This is a genomic window from Chromobacterium sp. HL1 (genome assembly GCF_057418835.1).
Genome location: NZ_CP162399.1, coordinates 3,608,608 through 3,624,587, shown reverse-complemented (window position 1 = coordinate 3,624,587; position 15,980 = coordinate 3,608,608). Strand labels below are relative to the sequence as shown.

The 15,980-nt window shown below is 66.2% G+C and carries 16 protein-coding genes; 8 read left to right on the top strand and 8 right to left on the bottom strand.

The features are described from left to right. Nucleotides 1–15: 15 nt before the first annotated feature. From AB1Z25_RS16465 to AB1Z25_RS16455, 3 genes are all read right to left on the bottom strand, one after another. The gene (locus AB1Z25_RS16465; protein WP_233246649.1) at nucleotides 16–720 is read right to left on the bottom strand and encodes an amino acid ABC transporter permease; all 705 of its coding nucleotides are present in this window, start codon (nucleotides 718–720) and stop codon (nucleotides 16–18) included. Beyond that, nucleotides 702–1,442: an amino acid ABC transporter permease gene (locus AB1Z25_RS16460; protein ID WP_486635719.1), complete on the bottom strand. Its 741-nt coding sequence runs from the start codon at nucleotides 1,440–1,442 to the stop codon at nucleotides 702–704. The genes AB1Z25_RS16465 and AB1Z25_RS16460 overlap by 19 nt, the downstream gene beginning before the upstream one ends. A gap of 115 nt (nucleotides 1,443–1,557) precedes the next feature. Next, complete coding sequence (locus AB1Z25_RS16455; protein WP_486635718.1) at nucleotides 1,558–2,361, bottom strand: ABC transporter substrate-binding protein; 804 nt, start codon at nucleotides 2,359–2,361, stop codon at nucleotides 1,558–1,560. A 450-nt stretch (nucleotides 2,362–2,811) separates the two neighbouring features. Between AB1Z25_RS16455 and AB1Z25_RS16450 the strand changes: the two genes are divergently transcribed. The 4 genes from AB1Z25_RS16450 (at nucleotide 2,812) to AB1Z25_RS16435 (ending at nucleotide 5,367) form a co-directional block, all read left to right on the top strand. Beyond that, nucleotides 2,812–3,420: a CDP-alcohol phosphatidyltransferase family protein gene (locus AB1Z25_RS16450; RefSeq protein ID WP_486635717.1), complete on the top strand. Its 609-nt coding sequence runs from the start codon at nucleotides 2,812–2,814 to the stop codon at nucleotides 3,418–3,420. Further along, nucleotides 3,413–4,360, top strand: a complete 948-nt coding sequence (locus AB1Z25_RS16445; RefSeq protein ID WP_107798455.1) for a phosphatidate cytidylyltransferase — start codon at nucleotides 3,413–3,415, stop codon at nucleotides 4,358–4,360. The genes AB1Z25_RS16450 and AB1Z25_RS16445 overlap by 8 nt, the downstream gene beginning before the upstream one ends. 7 nt (nucleotides 4,361–4,367) lie before the next feature. Further along, nucleotides 4,368–5,021: a lysophospholipid acyltransferase family protein gene (locus AB1Z25_RS16440; RefSeq protein ID WP_486635716.1), complete on the top strand. Its 654-nt coding sequence runs from the start codon at nucleotides 4,368–4,370 to the stop codon at nucleotides 5,019–5,021. A gap of 157 nt (nucleotides 5,022–5,178) precedes the next feature. Next, nucleotides 5,179–5,367 carry a hypothetical protein gene (locus AB1Z25_RS16435; protein ID WP_107798457.1) on the top strand — a complete coding sequence of 63 codons (189 nt, stop codon included), beginning with the start codon at nucleotides 5,179–5,181 and terminating at the stop codon, nucleotides 5,365–5,367. A gap of 62 nt (nucleotides 5,368–5,429) precedes the next feature. On the opposite strand, the gene phnE is transcribed toward AB1Z25_RS16435, so the two are convergent. The 4 genes from phnE to lgt all read right to left on the bottom strand — a co-directional run bounded on the left by phnE (nucleotide 5,430) and on the right by lgt (nucleotide 9,629). After that, complete coding sequence (gene phnE / locus AB1Z25_RS16430) at nucleotides 5,430–7,004, bottom strand: phosphonate ABC transporter, permease protein PhnE (RefSeq protein WP_486635715.1); 1,575 nt, start codon at nucleotides 7,002–7,004, stop codon at nucleotides 5,430–5,432. Then, nucleotides 6,998–7,792, bottom strand: coding sequence for a phosphonate ABC transporter ATP-binding protein (locus tag AB1Z25_RS16425; RefSeq protein ID WP_486635714.1), 795 nt, complete (start codon nucleotides 7,790–7,792; stop codon nucleotides 6,998–7,000). Before AB1Z25_RS16425 ends, phnE begins: the two co-directional genes overlap by 7 nt. Further along, entirely contained in the window at nucleotides 7,789–8,631 is an 843-nt protein-coding gene (locus AB1Z25_RS16420; RefSeq protein ID WP_486635713.1) for a putative selenate ABC transporter substrate-binding protein, read from the bottom strand. The genes AB1Z25_RS16425 and AB1Z25_RS16420 overlap by 4 nt, the downstream gene beginning before the upstream one ends. Before the next feature lie 146 nt (nucleotides 8,632–8,777). Further along, a complete protein-coding gene (gene lgt, locus AB1Z25_RS16415) occupies nucleotides 8,778–9,629 on the bottom strand; it encodes a prolipoprotein diacylglyceryl transferase (RefSeq protein WP_486635712.1) in 852 nt (283 codons plus the stop codon). Nucleotides 9,630–9,826: 197 nt separating this feature from the next. Here lgt and ilvD point away from each other — a divergent pair, with 197 nt between their 5' ends. Together ilvD and AB1Z25_RS16405 are read left to right on the top strand one after the other, a co-directional pair. After that, complete coding sequence (gene ilvD / locus AB1Z25_RS16410) at nucleotides 9,827–11,683, top strand: dihydroxy-acid dehydratase (RefSeq protein ID WP_486635711.1); 1,857 nt, start codon at nucleotides 9,827–9,829, stop codon at nucleotides 11,681–11,683. Nucleotides 11,684–12,432: 749 nt separating this feature from the next. Beyond that, nucleotides 12,433–13,512, top strand: a complete 1,080-nt coding sequence (locus AB1Z25_RS16405; RefSeq protein ID WP_486635710.1) for a hypothetical protein — start codon at nucleotides 12,433–12,435, stop codon at nucleotides 13,510–13,512. Between the two features lie 73 nt (nucleotides 13,513–13,585). On the opposite strand, the gene AB1Z25_RS16400 is transcribed toward AB1Z25_RS16405, so the two are convergent. Further along, the gene (locus AB1Z25_RS16400) at nucleotides 13,586–14,503 is read right to left on the bottom strand and encodes a LysR family transcriptional regulator (protein WP_486635709.1); all 918 of its coding nucleotides are present in this window, start codon (nucleotides 14,501–14,503) and stop codon (nucleotides 13,586–13,588) included. 192 nt (nucleotides 14,504–14,695) lie between these two features. Between AB1Z25_RS16400 and AB1Z25_RS16395 the strand changes: the two genes are divergently transcribed. After that, nucleotides 14,696–15,397: a pirin family protein gene (locus tag AB1Z25_RS16395; protein WP_486635708.1), complete on the top strand. Its 702-nt coding sequence runs from the start codon at nucleotides 14,696–14,698 to the stop codon at nucleotides 15,395–15,397. A gap of 164 nt (nucleotides 15,398–15,561) precedes the next feature. Beyond that, a complete protein-coding gene (locus tag AB1Z25_RS16390; RefSeq protein WP_486635707.1) occupies nucleotides 15,562–15,957 on the top strand; it encodes a DUF3224 domain-containing protein in 396 nt (131 codons plus the stop codon). Nucleotides 15,958–15,980 lie beyond the last annotated feature (23 nt).

The window sequence follows — 15,980 nt, the reverse complement described above, 5'->3', positions numbered from 1 at the left end:
TGGTTTTCCCCGGGTTCAGGCCCGGGCCGGCAGGCTCCAGCGCTTGTCGCTCCAGCGGCCCAGCAACTGCAGGCCGCCGCAGACCAGGAAATAAGCCAGCGCGATGAAGGCGAAAATCTCCAGCGGGTAGACCTGCTCGCGGTTGTTGACCTGGGTGGCGACGAAGGTGAATTCGGCCACGCCCACCACATAGGCCAGCGAGCTGTCCTTGATCAGGGTGATCCACTGATTGACGAAGGAGGGCAGCATCATGCGCAGCGCCTGCGGCAGCACGATCAGCCGCAGCGTCTGCCAGCGGTCCAGCCCCAGCGACAGTCCGGCCGCCCATTGGCCGGGGCCGATGGCGGCGATGCCGGCCTGCACCGACTGGCTCAGATAGGCGGCGTTGATCAGCGCCAGCGCCAGCACCACGGTGAGCACGCCGGGGATGTCCACGCCAAACAGGATGGGCAGCAGGAAATAGCACCAGAAGATCAGCATCAGCACCGGGATGGCGCGCAGCAGCGCCACCAGCGCGCCCAGCGCGCGGCGCGGGCCGGGCCCGCCCATCACCAGGGCGATGCCGCCGGCCAGGCCCAGCAGGCTGGCCAGCACGCCGGCGGCGGCGCTGATGGCCAGGGTCAGCAGCAGGCCGCCGGGCTCGCCGTTGGCCAGATTGCCCCACAGCAGATAATCGAGATTGTCCTGAATCACCGGCGGCATCATCGCGGCGCCCTCCATGCCGGCTCGCCGCGCTGGCTCAGCGCCTGGGTCAGCAACACCAGCAGCAGATAGGCGGCGGTGGCGACGGCGAAGGCCTGGAAGGCGAGCAGGGTTTCGGTTTCCACCTGACGCGAGGTGTAGGACAGCTCGGCCACGCCTATGGCCATCGCCAAGGAGGTGTTCTTCACCACCGCGGTGTATTGGCCGACCAAGGGCCGGCGCGCCAGCGCCCAGGCCTGCGGCAGCACCACCCAGCGGAATTCCTGCCAGCCGTTCATGCCCAGCGCGCGCGCGGCCTGGCGCTGGCCGGCGGCGACGCCGCGCAGTCCGGCCTGCAGTTCGCCGCAGATGAAGCTGGCGCTGTACAGGGTCAGGCCCACCAGCGCGGCCAGGAATTCGAAGGACGGCCACGGCAAGGTCAGACCGCCCGGCAAGGGCAGGCTGCGCGGGGTGTTCAGCCACAGCATGGCGGCTTCAGGGAGCAGGCCGGCCACGCCGAAATACCACAGCAGCAATTGCACCATCAGCGGAGTGTTGCGGTGCAAGCTGACCCAGAGGCCGACGCCTCGGCCGAGCGCGCGCCAGCGCGACTCCAGCGCCGCGGTCAGCAGCATGCCGAGCGCGGTGGCGGCGGCGCAGACCAGCAGGGCCAGCCAGCCGGTGAGCAGCGCGCCCTTGAGCAGCCAGCCCAGGTAGTGGGGCTCCAGCCAGTGGTGGCCGAGCCAGGAGGGGGGATTCATTGCTTGCTGTCCTGTATTGCGATTGCGCTCCGCCTTTCAGCGCCGGCGGCGTCTGAAATGGCGAAACCGCCGGGCGCGCCCGGCGGCTGGGGATACGGATGGGAAAACGCGGGTCTTAGCTGGCTTCGCCGATCTTGAAGTCCCTAGGCAGCGGCGCTTTGGTGGCCGGGCCGAACCACTGATTGTAGATCTTGGCGGCCTGGCCGGATTTTTCCAGTTTCAGCAGGCTGTCGTTCACCGCTTTCAGCAGACGCGCCTCGCCCTTGGGCAGGCCGATGGCCTGGTATTCGCGGGTCAGGGTGAACGGCGCCAGTTCGAACTTGGCCTTGTCCGGCGCATTGGCCAGCAAGGCGGCCAGCTTGGAGCCGTCCTGGCTGATGGCCTGGACGTTGCCATTGCGCAGCGCGGTGAAGGCCAGCGGGGTGTCGTCGTAAGCCACCACGGTGGTTTTCGGGTATTTGTCGCGCAGATTCACTTCCTGGGTGGTGCCCTTGTCCACGCCCACGCGCAGGCCGGCCAGTTGTTCCGGCTTTTGCAGCGACCCCTTGCGGGCGATGAACTGCTGGCCGGAGGCAAAGTAGGGCAGGCTGAACGCCACTTGCTTCTTGCGCTCGTCGGTGACGGTGAAGTTGGCGGCCACCAGATCGGCCTTGCCGGACACCAAGAGCGGCACGCGGTTGGCCGGATTGGTGGGGATCAGGCTGAGTTTTACGCCCAGTTTCTTGGCGATGTGTTGGGCCACGTCCACGTCCAGGCCGGAAATCTGACGGGTCTTGGCGTCGAGGAAGCCGAAGGGCGGGTTGCTGTCGAAGGCGGCGACGCGCAGCACGCCGGCTTTCTTGATGTCGTCCAGACGGTCGGCCCAGGCGGCGGTGGCGGTGGCGCTCAAGGCGATGGCCAATGCGATGGCGTGTTTCATGATGATGCCCCTAGTCTGAAGACGCGCCGCGGGTTTCGATCGCGCCTGTTGGCGGCGCGGTTTCAGAAGATGCCGGCGCATCGTGATTCTGAGAAATTTCCTGCCATGGATAAACCCATGACATGCGATGAGCTGATGCTAAGGCATCTTGCAAATTCTTGGAAATTATTAAAAATTAGTCTTATATATTAATTTGTTTTGATTGTGTGATTTTCCTCATTGGAACAATGCCTTGTTCGCATTGAGGCCGCGGCGGCGGCGGGCCGGTATTTTTGTTCTAGGTAGGATTGCCAAACAATTTCCTTTGCCGCGCTTTTCTGCAATCGGCATAATCGCGTTTTCCGTGCGTTCCCCATTGGCGGACGCGTCGACGGATTTGCAACTTTTCTTGACGACTGTGATGACTGGCGCGAAAGCGCGTCGGGACGAAGCAGACGAGCCGAAGCCGAAATGCCCAGCATCTATCAACTCAAATCCCGTTTTCAGGACCTGCTGCGCCCCTTGCTGCGCGGCCTGGTTTCCCTTGGCGTCACCGCCAACCACGTCACGCTCGGCGCCATGCTGGCCTCCATCGCCTACGGCGGCTGGCTGGCCTGCCGGCCGGATCAGGCCTTGCCCTGGCTGCTGCTGCCCGTCTTCCTGTTCCTGCGCATGGCCTTGAACGCCATCGACGGCATGCTGGCGCGCGAGCACGGCCAGAAGTCGCGGCTGGGCGGCATTCTCAACGAGGTGGGCGACGTGGTGTCCGACGCGGCGCTCTATCTGCCCTTCGCCCTGCTGCTGGCCCAGCCTGCCTGGGCGGTGCTGGCGGTGTCGTTGGCGCTGCTGACCGAGTTCGTCGGCGTGCTGGGCCCTAGCCTTGGCGCGAGCCGGCGCTACGACGGGCCGATGGGCAAGAGCGACCGCGCCTTTGTTTACGGCGCCTTCGCGCTGCTGCTGGGCCTGTGGCCGCAGGCGGCGGCCTGGGGCGGCTGGGTGTTTGGATTGAGCGCCGCCTTGATGGCGCTGACCTGCGTCAACCGGGCGCGGGCCATTTTGAAAGAGGGCGAAGATGTTTAAACCGCTGTTGCCGCAAGCATTGATCTGGGCGCTGGGCGCCGTATTCGCACTGCTGGTGATCGCCAGCGTCGCCATCCGCGTGCTGGAGAGCCGCTCGCCGCAGAAGAACTGGCTGGAATTGAAGCTGCGCATCCGTACCTGGTGGTGGATCGTCGCCTGCTTCTCGCTGACCTTGCTGGGCAATGTGCCGCTGGCGCTGGTGGTGTTCGCGCTGATCAGCTTCCTGGCGCTGAAGGAATACCTGACGCTGTGCGCCACCCGCACCGCCGATCACGTGGTGCTGTTCTGGGCCTATCTGAGCATCCCGCTGCAGTATTACTGGCTGGGGGTTCACTGGTACGGCATGTTCATCATTTTCATCCCGGTCTACATCTTCCTGTTCCTGCCGATGCGCATGGTGCTGATCGGTGAGACCCAGGGCTTTCTCAAGGCCGCCGCCTCGCTGCAATGGGGTTTGATGATCTGCGTGTTCTGCCTGAGCCATATGGCCGCGGTGCTGACCCTGCCCCAACTGACGCATATCGGCGAACCGGCCCAGGGCGCGATGCTGCTGTTCTACCTGGTGGCGCTGACCCAGCTCAACGACGTGGCGCAATACCTGTGGGGCAAGGCCTTCGGCCGGCGCAAGGTGGCGCCCAAGGTATCGCCCAACAAGACGCTGGAGGGCTTCCTCGGCGGCGCGCTGACCACCTGCCTGCTGGGCTGGTTGCTGGGGCCGCTGCTGACGCCGTTCTCGCCGCTGCACGCGGCGCTGGCCGGCCTGCTGATCGGGGTGATGGGCTTTATCGGCGACATCGTGATTTCCGCGGTGAAGCGCGACATCGGGGTCAAGGACTCCGGCCGCCTGTTGCCCGGCCACGGCGGGGTGCTGGACAGGCTGGATTCGCTGACCTATACCGCGCCGCTGTTCTTCCACTATGTCCATTACTTGTACTTCTGAGCCGATGATGAGCCGATTGCTGCGCATTCTGTTCGTACTGCTGCTGGCCCGGCCGGTGGTGCGTCTGTGGCTGGGGGTGACGGTGCGCCACCAGGAACGGCTGCCCTTGCGCGGCCCGGCCATCGTGGTGGCCAACCACAACAGCCACCTGGACATCCTGGCGCTGTACAGCCTGTTTCCGCTGGGCCGCATCCCCGAGGTGCAGCCGGCGGCGGCGGCGGATTACTTCCTGAAGAACCGCCTGTTCGCCTGGTTCGCCACCCAGGTGGTGGGCATCATCCCGGTGGTGCGCGGGGGCGTGGCCAAGGGTCTGGACCCGCTGGAAGGCTGCCGCGAGGCGCTGCGCCAGGGCCGCATCCTGATCCTGTTTCCGGAAGGCTCGCGCGGCGAGCCCGAGGTGCTGTCCGAGATCAAGTCCGGCATCTGGTATCTGAGCCGGGATTTCCCCGAGGTGCCGGTGGTGCCGGTCTATCTGCACGGCCTGGGCCGGGCGATGGGGCGCGGTCAATGGCTGCCGGTGCCCTTCTTCGTCGACATCGCCGTTGGTCGGCCGTTACAGTGGCTGGAAGAGAAAACGGCTTTCCGCGACCGTATCCGCGAAGCCTTGTTGTACTTGAAGCAAAAAACGCTGCCCGCCGCGCCGGCGGAGCAGGAGGGCTGAGACGTCGCCGTCCGCCCCTTGGCGGGCTTGGGGGAGACGCCCTATTGCGGCAGCCGGCCATGGCTGGCAATCTGAACGGGCGATGTTCGTGGACGTCGCCTGGCGAGGCAGGCTGGAACAATAAGAAGATTCGATGTGTGGGAAGAGGAGAAACGTGATGAGCAAGAAAGGGTGGTATCTCGGCTCCTTGTGCATGGCCGCGGCCGCTTGCGCGGTGGCTTTGCTGGGCATGGCGTTGGCGGACGCCGGTTCGGCGGCGTGGCCGTTCGTCTTGGCCAAGGGGCTGGCTTTCGCCGCGCTGGCGATGTTTCTCTGCGGCCTGGCCGCGTGCAGGGAAGCTCGATAGACGTGGGGTGAGGGCGCTAGACGACGGGGCGGCAGGCTTAGGCTTGCCGCCCCGTCCTCGTTTCAGCCCATGCGCCGGCGCAGCGCGCGGCTCAGCTGTTCCACGCCCCAGGACAGCGCCACCATCGCCAGGATGACGGCCGAGGCGGCTTGTTGTTGGAACAGCGACAGCGCCAGATACAGCTGCTGGCCCAGGCCGCCGGCGCCGACGATGCCGAGCACGGTGGCGATGCGGATATTGTTTTCCCAGCGGTACAGCGTATAGGCCAGCCATTGGCTGGCCACCATGGGCAGCGGCCCGTAGCAGAAGGCGGCGATGCGGCCCGCGCCGGCGTTGAGCAGCGCCTGTTCCGCTTGCGGCGGCGCGTTTTCCAGCGTTTCCGCGAACAGACGGCCCAGCACGCCGGCGGTGTGCAGCGCCAGCGCCAGCACCCCGGCGGCCGGCCCCAGGCCCAGCGCCAATACCGCCAGCGCCGCCCACAGCAGATCCGGAATGCCGCGCAGCATATTCAGCAACAGCCGCGTCGCGCGCTTGGCGGCTGTGCCCAGCCGGCCGGCGGCCGGCAGCGCCAGCGGCATGGCCAGCAAGGCGGCCAGCACCGTGCCCAGCGCCGACATCGCCAAGGTTTCCACCACGCCTTGTCCCAATGGCCGCAAGTTTGGGGCGGAGAGGTCCGGCGGCAGGAATTCCATGGCGAAGCGCGGCAGGCCGCGCCAATCAAAGCCGTTGGCGCGCCAATCCGGCCACAGCCAGCACAGGCTGAACGCGGTCAGCGCGCCGCCGGCCAGCAATAGGCGGCGTCCGCCGCCGTCGCGCTCCAGCGCGCGCCGCGACCAGCGGCTGACGCCCTCGCTCAAGCCCACCAGCAGCAGGAATACCAGGAGCAGGGCGCCGACCTCGCCGCCGTTGAGCATTTTCAGGCTGCTGTCCAGCAATTGGCCGATGCCGCCGGCGCCGACGAAGCCCATCACCGCCGATGCGCGGATCGCGCATTCCCAGCGGTAAACGCTGTAGCTGATCAATTCCGGCAGGGCCTGAGGCCACAGCGCCCAGCACAGCCGTTGCCAGCGGCTGGCCCCGGCCGCTGCCAGCGCCTGGGCCGGCGCGCGCGGCTGGGATTCCAGGATCTCCGCGTAAACCTTGCCCAGCATGCCGCCGTAGGCCAGGCCCAAGGCCAGCACCGCCGGCAGACTGCCCAGGCCGGCGGCGCGGACGAAGAGCAGCGCCCAGACGATGTCCGGCACGCCGCGCAGCCACACCATCAGCCCGCGCAGCAGGCTTTGCGCGGCCAGGACGGTGCGGCGCGGCCGGACCGCGGTGAGCTGGTGATCGTCCAGCGCGCGGCTGGTGGCGAAGGCCAGCGGCGCGCCCAGCAGCATGGCCAGGCACAGGCCGGCGCTGGCCACCGCCAGCGTGGTGGCGGTTTCCTTGGCCACTTCTTTCAGAAAATCACCGTCGTGGGCCGGCGGCAGAAAGCCGGCGGCGAAACGCGCCAGGCTGAGCCAGGTGTCGCCGTTGAACAGAGTGCTCAGCGTGAACTGGGTCAGCGGCAGCGTCGGCAGCAGCAAGGCCAGGGTCAGCAGCAGCCAGCCCAGCCGCGTGCGGGCGGCCGGGTCGCGCGGCGCGGGTCTCAGCATTGCAGGCCTCTGAGCGCGGCGGGCGCTGCCGGCTCTGCCGCGGTCTCGGGCATCTCGCCGGCGTAGAGCTCGGCCAGCAGCTGGGTATGGACTTGCTCGCGCGGCAGATCGAAGGCGACGGCGCCGTCGCGCAGGCCGATGATGCGCGGGAAATGCGCCAGCGCCAGCTGTACCGAGTGAAGGCTGGCCAGCAGGGTGGCGCGGCGGGCGCGGGCGTCCTCGCACAGCAGGCGTATGCTGTCGTTGGCCAGCTTGGGGTCCAGCGCCGACACCGGCTCGTCGGCCAGCATCAGGTCTGGCCGCTGGTACAGCGCGCGGGCGATGCCGACGCGCTGACGCTGTCCGCCGGACAGCTGATCGCAGCGCTGCCATAGTTTGTCGGCCAGACCCAGCCGTTCCAGCTCGGCGGCGACGCCGGCGGCGTCGTCCGGCCACAGCAGGCGGCGCAAGGCCGCCAGTTCGCCGCCCTGGCCCAGCCGGCCGGCGGCCACCGCGTGGATCACGCGCTGGCGCGGCGGCAGCGGCGGCGTCTGGTAGACGCTGCCTATGCGCGCGCGCAGCGCGCGCAAGGCGCGGCGCGGCAAGCGCCAGGGATCGGCGTCCAGCAGCCGGACCGCGCCGCAGTCCGGGCGCAGGCCGGTGTTGGCCAGCAAGAGCAGGGTGCTTTTGCCGGCGCCGGACGGGCCGATCAGGGCCGCCTGCTCGCCGGCGGCAAGCTGCAGATCGATGCCGCGCAGGATGACGGCGCCGTCCAGGCTCAGGCCGACGCCACGCAGCTCCAGGCTCATTTCAGCAGCCCGGCGGCCGCGGCGGCGGCTTCGATGCCCTTATAGTTGTCCGGCTTGGTGGGGATGAAGCGGCTGGCGCGTTGCAGATCCAGCACGGCTTTCTGATCCGGGTTCTTGGCGTCCAGCTTGAGGAAGGCCTGGCGGATCTTGTCCTGCAAGCCCTTGTCCATGCTGCCGCGCACCGTCCAGTTGTAGTCGTAGTAGGCCGGGGTGGTGGCGATCACGCGCACCTTGGCGGTATCCACCTTCTTGCTTTCCACCAGCTTCTGCCACACCGAGCTGTTCAACACGCCGGCCTCCACCTTGCCGGCGGCCACCCAGGCCACGGTGGCGTCGTGAGCACCGGAATAGGCGACGTTCTTGAAGAAGCTTTCCGGCTTGAGGCCGTCCTTCTGCATGAAATAGCGCGGCATCAGGTGGCCGGAGGTGGAGGAGGCGGAACCGAAGGCGAAGCTGTCGCCCTTCAGCTCCTTCAGGCTCTTGGCCGGGCCGCTGGTGATGAAGGTGGAGGTGAACTTGCTGTCCTCCTCGCGCTGCACCAGCGGCACCACCTTGCCGCGCTGGCTGGCCTGCACATAGGTGAAGCCGCCCAGCCAGGCCATGTCCAGCTTGTCCGAGGTCAGCGCGGTGACCACGCCGGCGTAGTCCGACACCGGCACGAACTGCACCGGGATGCCCAGCTCTTTTTCCAGGTATTGGCCGAGCGGCGCGAACTTGCGCTGCAGCTCGGTGGGGGACTCGTCCGGGATGGCGGAGACCTTGAGCACGGTCGGGGCTGCGTTGGTCAGGGCGGCGGCGGCCAGCAGCGCGCCGGCCAGCGTCAGTTTGATGGCGGTCATGGCAGTGTTTTCCTCTATTGCGGACGAAAAGCCGCAAGGGCTGGCGCCGGCGGGCCGGCGATTCAAAAAGGCCAGTCATTAAGACTGGCCTTGAAGCGGCGGACTAAAAACCGCCGCGTATAGCAAGCATTCTAGCCTAGCCCGGCTCAGGCCGCCTTGCGCTTGCCGAACAGGTAGAACAGCGCCAGGCCGATCACGATCATCGGCAGGCTCAGCCACTGGCCCATGCTGATCACGTCGGACTGGCCGAAGATGCCGGCGTCCGGAGTGCGGAAGTATTCGCTGCCGAAGCGCGCCAGGCCGTAGCCGATCAGGAACAGCGCCGACACCTGGCCGCGCGCGCGGGTCTTGGCGCTGAAGCACCACAGCAGCGCGAACAGCGCCAGGCCTTCCAGCGCGAACTCGTACAGCTGCGACGGATGACGCGGCAGGCCGCCGTAGTTGAGCAGGGTTACCATCAGGTCGGACGATTGCTGCGCCTGGATCAGATCGTCCATCTTGGCCTGCGGAAACAGCATCGCCCACGGCAGTTGGGGATCGGCCACCCGGCCCCACAGCTCGCCGTTGATGAAGTTGCCGATGCGGCCGGCGGCCAGGCCCAGCGGCACCAGCGGCGCGATGAAGTCGGTGACTTCCCAGAAGCTGCGGCCGTGCTTGCGCGCAAACAGCGCCACACCGATCAGCACGCCGATGAAACCGCCGTGGAAGGACATGCCGCCTTTCCACACCATCAGAATCTCCAGCGGATGACTAAAATAATAGCCGGGCTGGTAGAACAGCACCTCGCCCAGGCGGCCGCCCAGCACCACGCCGACGGCGCCGTACATCAGCAGATCGTCCAGCAGTTTGGAGGTGAGGAAAGCGTGGCCGCGCTTGATGCGGTAGTTGCCCAGGATCAGGAAGCTGGCGAAGCCCAGCAAGTACATCAGGCCGTACCAATGAATGGCCAACGGGCCCAGCTGGATGGCCACGGGGTCGAACTGCGGATGAATGATCATTTGTCAGCCGTGTGCGTTTGCGGTAAAAGAATGTGGACGGATTATATGGGAAAGCGTTCCCACGCGTCGCGCGGCCCACCCGCCGCCCGACGCATTTTTGCCTTGAGCTCCCCGGCACCCGGAGCCAGGCGGCCCGGCCTTAAAGCAGGCCAGGCCCGGAGCGCCTTTCCCCTCATGTAGAAATTAAGGAATCAGCAATGCCCCAATACCGCTCCCGCACTTCCACCGCCGGCCGCAATATGGCGGGTGCCCGCGCTCTATGGCGCGCCACCGGCATGAAGGACGACGACTTCGGCAAACCCATCATCGCCATCGCCAACAGCTTCACCCAGTTCGTGCCCGGGCACGTGCACCTGCACAATATGGGTCAACTGGTGGCGCGGGAAATCGAACGCGCCGGCGGCGTGGCCAAGGAATTCAACACCATCGCCATCGACGACGGCATCGCCATGGGCCACGGCGGCATGCTCTACAGCCTGCCCAGCCGCGACCTGATCGCCGACAGCGTGGAATACATGGTCAACGCCCACTGCGCCGACGCGCTGGTGTGCATCTCCAACTGCGACAAGATCACCCCCGGCATGCTGATGGCGGCGATGCGCCTGAACATCCCGGTGGTGTTCGTCTCCGGCGGCCCGATGGAAGCCGGCAAGGTGCAGTGGGGCAACGACATCCGCAAGCTGGACCTGGTGGACGCGATGGTGGAAGCCGCCAACAGCGCGGTGTCCAACGAGGACGTCGAGCGCGTGGAGCGCTCCGCCTGTCCCACCTGCGGCTCCTGCTCCGGCATGTTCACCGCCAACTCCATGAACTGCCTGACCGAGGCCTTGGGCCTGTCCCTGCCCGGCAACGGCAGCCTGGTGGCCACGCACGCGGACCGCAAGGAATTGTTCCTGCGCGCCGGCCGTCTGATCGTGGATATCACCAAGCGCCATTACGAACAGGACGACGCCAGCTTGCTGCCGCGCGCCATCGCCTCCAAGGCCGCGTTCGAGAACGCGATGAGCCTGGACGTGGCCATGGGCGGCTCCACCAATACCGTGCTGCACCTGCTGGCGGCGGCGCAGGAAGCCGGCGTGGACTTCAAGATGGCGGACATCGACCGCATTTCGCGCTCGGTGCCGTGTCTGGCCAAGGTGGCGCCGGCCACCCAGAAATACCATATGGAAGACGTGCACCGCGCCGGCGGCGTGGTGGCCATCCTGGCCGAGCTGGACCGCGCCGGCCTGATCCGCCGCGAAGTGCCCACCGTGCACAGCGCCACGCTGGGCGAAGCGCTGGAAGCCTGGGACATCTGCCGCCACGGCGAAGACAGCGAAGCGCGGCGCTTCTACCGCGCGGCGCCGGGCGGCGTGCCCACCACCATCGCCTTCTCGCAGTCCATGCGTTACCCGACGGTGGACGACGACCGCGCCGAGGGCTGCATCCGCGACCGCGAGCACGCTTATTCCCAGGACGGCGGCCTGGCCGTGCTGTCCGGCAATATCGCCGAGCGCGGCTGCATCGTCAAAACCGCCGGCGTCGACGACTCCATCCTCAAATTCAACGGCCGCGCCCGCATCTTCGAAAGCCAGGACGCGGCGGTGGAGGCCATCCTGGCCGACCGCATCGTGGCCGGCGACGTGGTGGTGATCCGCTACGAAGGCCCCAAGGGCGGCCCGGGCATGCAGGAAATGCTCTATCCCACCAGCTATCTGAAATCCAAGGGCCTGGGCAAGGAGTGCGCCTTGCTGACCGACGGCCGCTTCTCCGGCGGCACCTCTGGTCTGTCCATCGGCCATGTGTCGCCGGAAGCGGCCGAGGGCGGCGCCATCGGCCTGGTGGAAGAGGGCGACCGCATCGAGATCGACATCCCCGGCCGCTCCATCCGTCTGGCGATCAGCGATGAAACGCTGGCGGCGCGGCGCACGGCGATGGAAGCCAAGGGCCGCGACGCCTGGAAACCGCTGGGCCGCGACCGCGTGGTCAGCCCGGCCTTGCGCGCCTACGCGGCGATGACCACCAGCGCCGACACCGGCGCGGTGCGCGACGTGACGCAAGTCGAACGCCGTTGATATTTGTCATATTTCCTTAACCGGTTTCCGGATAGGATTCGGGCCGTGCGGTTTTTTGCCGCGCGGCCCATTGTTTTTTGGGGCGCAGCAACCATCTGCTCCTCATTCGTCCGCCGCCGCTTTCCACTGGCGCGGCCCCGTCTCTCCCCAGCCTCCTGGTTTTCGGCGGCGTCTTAGTCTTGTTCATTTGTTTTCGAATCCAACAGTTCCTTCCCGCTTGTTTTCCTAAATTTTCACAAACGAAATCCGTTCTAATGCCATTAATCATATACTTGGTCTGTTTAAATCTAAATGGCATTGCTTGGGACTAAGATTCGGCTGGGGCGGGGCAGGGGCGAGATGGGGGTGAAGAAGAAAACGGAGACACTGATCGGTGCCGGCAGGCAAGTTCCCTAGCTACATGGATTTTAATAATTCTATTGATTTAACAGAAGCTTAGCGTTTGCTTAGCATGGGGCGTCGCCGGAAAAAGGCAAAAAAAATGCGCGGTACCGTTAGGTCCGCGCCAAGTCTACAAAGGAGAAATAGAGGAGAAACTATCAAGAAGCAATTGCTGCATCTCAACGAGAACGAATTATCCAGATTGCGGTATCGAGTGTCAACATGTTGTTTTTCGCAAATGTGTGAAATTATAATTTTCTGTCGCGCATCTGGTACATCGCGGCCGAGGCCGTCGCTGTCGCGGCGCACCATGGCTGTCGCAGCTGTGCCAAAATAGCGGTTTTCCGATTGCCGCAGGATTCCCCTTCATGGACGCCGTACGCCACACCCTTCCCGATCCGCGCCAGTACCACCCGCAAGTGGCGCTGACCAATATGCTGATCCACAACGCCCAGTCGGCGTTGAACGCCAAGACCGAGTCCGATCGGGAAATGTGGTTCTCCGCGGTGCGCGACGCGATGGCCGAGATGCTGGCGCGCGGCGAACTGCTGTCCATCTCGGTGGCGCTGGCCATGGTGCCGTCTCAGCAATGCTATCAACTGGTGTGGGACGCGCTGCGCGACGCGGTGGAAAACACCGGCGGCGGCCGCGCCATCGTCTTCGCCATGCCGCTGGTGCTGGTGGCCGGCAGCAAGAACCAGACCACGCTGCCGGGCGAGATCGCAGATGTGGCCGGCCTGAACCAATTGCTGCGCGAGCACGGCGTGTTCGCCGCCGACGCCGACGTCGCCCTGGGCGGCGCGCTGCTGCACCCGGACAGCGTGGTGGGGCTGGACTCCGCCCAGCTCTATAAGCTGAACCGCGATCCGGCCCATGCGCGCGCGCTGCTGCCGCAACAGCCGGCGCCGGTCACGGTGAAGGAAGAGGGCGTGTTCCTGCGCTACCTGCTGGGCGTCGCGATCCAGCCGGAAGGCGCCGAGCCGCCGCTGCGCCTGGGCGGCGCGGTGGGCGCTTGGGGCATGCCGCTGATGAAATTCCTGGGCGAGCAATTGAAGGCCGACGGCGTGACGCTCTTCCCCATCGCCCGCCCGCCGATGCCGGCGATGCAGGCGATGGTGGCCGGCAACTACGCTCGCTTCGAGGTGGCGATGCAGGTGTTCGCCAGCAGCCAGATCCGCAGACTGCGCGAACTGAACAAGGAGCCGGTGGCCATCCTGTCCGCCCACGACAACGGCGAATTGCACATCACCCTGTCCGCCGAAGGCGACGAACGCAATTGGGAAGCCTTCGTCTGGCCGCTGGCGGCGCTGGACACTGTGCCGCTGATCGAGGAAAGCTTCCGTGAACTGATGGCGGAATGCCATGTGCGCGAAGTGCATGTGCTGGCGGAGCTGCATCCGGACAGCAAGGACGGCGTGCCGCTGTTCTTCACCGCCGACGATTTGTAAGCCTCGTCCCGCCTTGTCCGGTGATCACGCCCCGCCTCGAGCGGGGCTTTGCCATTGCGCTTATCGTTAGCCGCTAACGGCAATCCGCCCACGGCGCGACGGCCAGCCGCGCCGCCAGGTAGTCGATCAAGGCCTGCACCCGCGCCGGCCGGCTGCGGCCCGGCGGCGTCAGGATGTAGAGCGCGATCGGGTCCACCTGCCAATCCATCATCACGGTTTCCAGCTCGCCGGCCTGCAAGTCCCGCCAGGCCAGAAACTCCGGCTGCAAGGCCAGGCCCAGGCCGGCGCGCAGCGCCGGCGTCAGCGCCTCGGCGTTGTTGACCCGCAGCGACGTAGGCATTTCCAGCGCGAATTCGCCTTGCTCCGCGTGGCGAAAGCGCCAGAACTCGCCGCCGGGCGCGTTGCTGTACAACAGCGCGCGATGCGCGGACAGCTCGCGGGGATGGCTGGGCCGGCCGTGGCGCGCAAAATACGCCGGCGAGCCCACCAGCAGGATGCGCACCGCGCACAGGCGACGCGCCAGCAGGCTGGAGTCGGCCAGCGAGGCGATGCGCAGCGCCAGGTCCAGGCGCTTGGCCACCAGGTCCACTTGCTCGTCGCTGAAATGGAAATCCAGCTCCACTTCCGGATGCCGCGCCATGAACTCCGGCAGCAGCGGCGCCAAATGAGACAGCCCGAAAGACATCGGCGCAGTCACCCGCACCGGCCCGCGCAAGCTGGAGGATTGCTCGGCGATGTCCGCCTCCACCGCCTCGCCTTCCGCCAGGATGCGGCTGGCCCGCTCCAGCGCGGCGTGGCCGGCCTCGGTCAAGGACAGCCGCCGCGAGCTGCGGTGCAACAGCATGGTTTTCATCCGGGCTTCCAGGCGGGAAATCGCCTTGGACACCGTGGCCTGGGACAGCGTCAGCTCCGCGGCGGCGCGCGCGAAGGAGCCGCATTCCGCCACCTTGGCGAAAATCGCCCAGGCTTCCAGATCGGGCAGTCGTTTCATAAATAGGCAGGAGTTGGATAGATTGATTCCAATTTTAGCGTTTAAAAATCAGTATGGCGCATTGATTGCATCAAAAATGGAAAGAATGCTATTCGATCCCTCGGCTTATCAGCCCCTGGCCCGCTGCGTATAGTGGCTGCATCGGACGCGTCGCCGCGCAGGCGGCGCCTCGCCACAATATCGGAGGACCATATGATCGAGCATCGTCCCTTCGCCGCCTTGGGCGGCGCCCATCATGGCTGGCTGGACGCCAAGCACCATTTCTCCTTTGCCGAATACCACGACCCGGCACGCATGCACTGGGGCGCGCTGCGAGTGTGGAACGACGACGTCATCGCGCCGGGCACCGGCTTCCCGCCGCATCCGCACGCGGACATGGAAATCGTCACCTATGTCCGCGAAGGCGCGATCAGCCACCGCGACAATCTGGGCAACCAGGGCCGCACCGAGGCCGGCGACGTGCAAGTGATGAGCGCCGGCCGCGGCATCGTGCATTCTGAATACAATCTGGAAGCCGTCGACACCCACATCTTCCAGATCTGGATCATGCCGGAGCGGCGCGGCGGGGACCCGTCCTGGGGCAGCAAGCCCTTTCCCAAGGCGGACCGCTCCGGCGCCTTCGTCGCGCTGGCCAGCGGCATGGATGGCGACGATCAGGCCTTGCCCATCCGCGCCGACGCCCGCGTGTTGGGCGCCACCCTCAAAGCCGGCGAAAGCGCGGACTATCCGCTGGGCGCGGAGCGCCGCGGCTACCTGGTGTTGGCCCGCGGCCTGGCGGAAGTCAACGGCGTGGCGCTGCAAGCCCGCGACGGCGCAGCGATTAAGGATGAAGCGCTGTTGCGCATCGTCGCCAGCGAAGACGCCGAGCTGATTCTGGTGGATAGCCGGGAATGACAGAAAGGGGGCTGTTGCCCTCTTTCCTTAATCAAAGGCCCTGGTTCGGGAAGGCGCGCGCCTATGGATGGGACGCGGCTTATCGGCGAGCGCAAGCCGGAGCGGCTGCGCTATCATGACGATGGCTTGCCGCGCTCGCGGCGGCGCAACCTTGAGGAGACATGATGAAAGCCATCGCCAGCGGCCGTTTCGACGTCAAGCTCGCCCCGGAGCCATTGAGCGAGGCCGCCGCCTCCAGCGGTCTTGGCCGCCTGTCGCTGGACAAGCGTTTCCATGGCGACCTGGACGCGGTCAGCCAGGGCGAGATGCTGAGCTTTCGCAGCGCGGAGCCGGGTTCGGCCGGCTATGTCGCCATGGAGCGGGTGCAGGGCAGCCTGCACGGCCGCAAGGGCGGCTTTGTGCTGCAGCACAGCGCCACGATGACGCGCGGAACTGCCGAGCAAGCCATCATGGTGACGCCGGATTCCGGAACCGAGGAACTGAGCGGCATCAGCGGCTGCCTGCGCATCACCATCACCGCCGGCGAGCATTTTTACGACTTCGATTACACCCTGCCTTGAACGCGCGGCGGGGCGGATTTTCC

Coding starts and splice junctions, on each gene's coding strand:
- AB1Z25_RS16390 (WP_486635707.1), top strand. CDS start 15,562: ATGAAAGCCATCGCCAGCGGCCGTTTCGACGTCAAGCTCGCCCCGGAG.
- AB1Z25_RS16425 (WP_486635714.1), bottom strand. CDS start 7,792: ATGAGCCTGGAGCTGCGTGGCGTCGGCCTGAGCCTGGACGGCGCCGTC.
- AB1Z25_RS16455 (WP_486635718.1), bottom strand. CDS start 2,361: ATGAAACACGCCATCGCATTGGCCATCGCCTTGAGCGCCACCGCCACC.
- AB1Z25_RS16450 (WP_486635717.1), top strand. CDS start 2,812: ATGCCCAGCATCTATCAACTCAAATCCCGTTTTCAGGACCTGCTGCGC.
- AB1Z25_RS16395 (WP_486635708.1), top strand. CDS start 14,696: ATGATCGAGCATCGTCCCTTCGCCGCCTTGGGCGGCGCCCATCATGGC.
- AB1Z25_RS16445 (WP_107798455.1), top strand. CDS start 3,413: ATGTTTAAACCGCTGTTGCCGCAAGCATTGATCTGGGCGCTGGGCGCC.
- AB1Z25_RS16435 (WP_107798457.1), top strand. CDS start 5,179: ATGAGCAAGAAAGGGTGGTATCTCGGCTCCTTGTGCATGGCCGCGGCC.
- ilvD (WP_486635711.1), top strand. CDS start 9,827: ATGCCCCAATACCGCTCCCGCACTTCCACCGCCGGCCGCAATATGGCG.
- AB1Z25_RS16460 (WP_486635719.1), bottom strand. CDS start 1,442: ATGAATCCCCCCTCCTGGCTCGGCCACCACTGGCTGGAGCCCCACTAC.
- AB1Z25_RS16440 (WP_486635716.1), top strand. CDS start 4,368: ATGAGCCGATTGCTGCGCATTCTGTTCGTACTGCTGCTGGCCCGGCCG.
- AB1Z25_RS16400 (WP_486635709.1), bottom strand. CDS start 14,503: ATGAAACGACTGCCCGATCTGGAAGCCTGGGCGATTTTCGCCAAGGTG.
- AB1Z25_RS16465 (WP_233246649.1), bottom strand. CDS start 720: ATGGAGGGCGCCGCGATGATGCCGCCGGTGATTCAGGACAATCTCGAT.
- lgt (WP_486635712.1), bottom strand. CDS start 9,629: ATGATCATTCATCCGCAGTTCGACCCCGTGGCCATCCAGCTGGGCCCG.
- AB1Z25_RS16420 (WP_486635713.1), bottom strand. CDS start 8,631: ATGACCGCCATCAAACTGACGCTGGCCGGCGCGCTGCTGGCCGCCGCC.
- AB1Z25_RS16405 (WP_486635710.1), top strand. CDS start 12,433: ATGGACGCCGTACGCCACACCCTTCCCGATCCGCGCCAGTACCACCCG.
- phnE (WP_486635715.1), bottom strand. CDS start 7,004: ATGCTGAGACCCGCGCCGCGCGACCCGGCCGCCCGCACGCGGCTGGGC.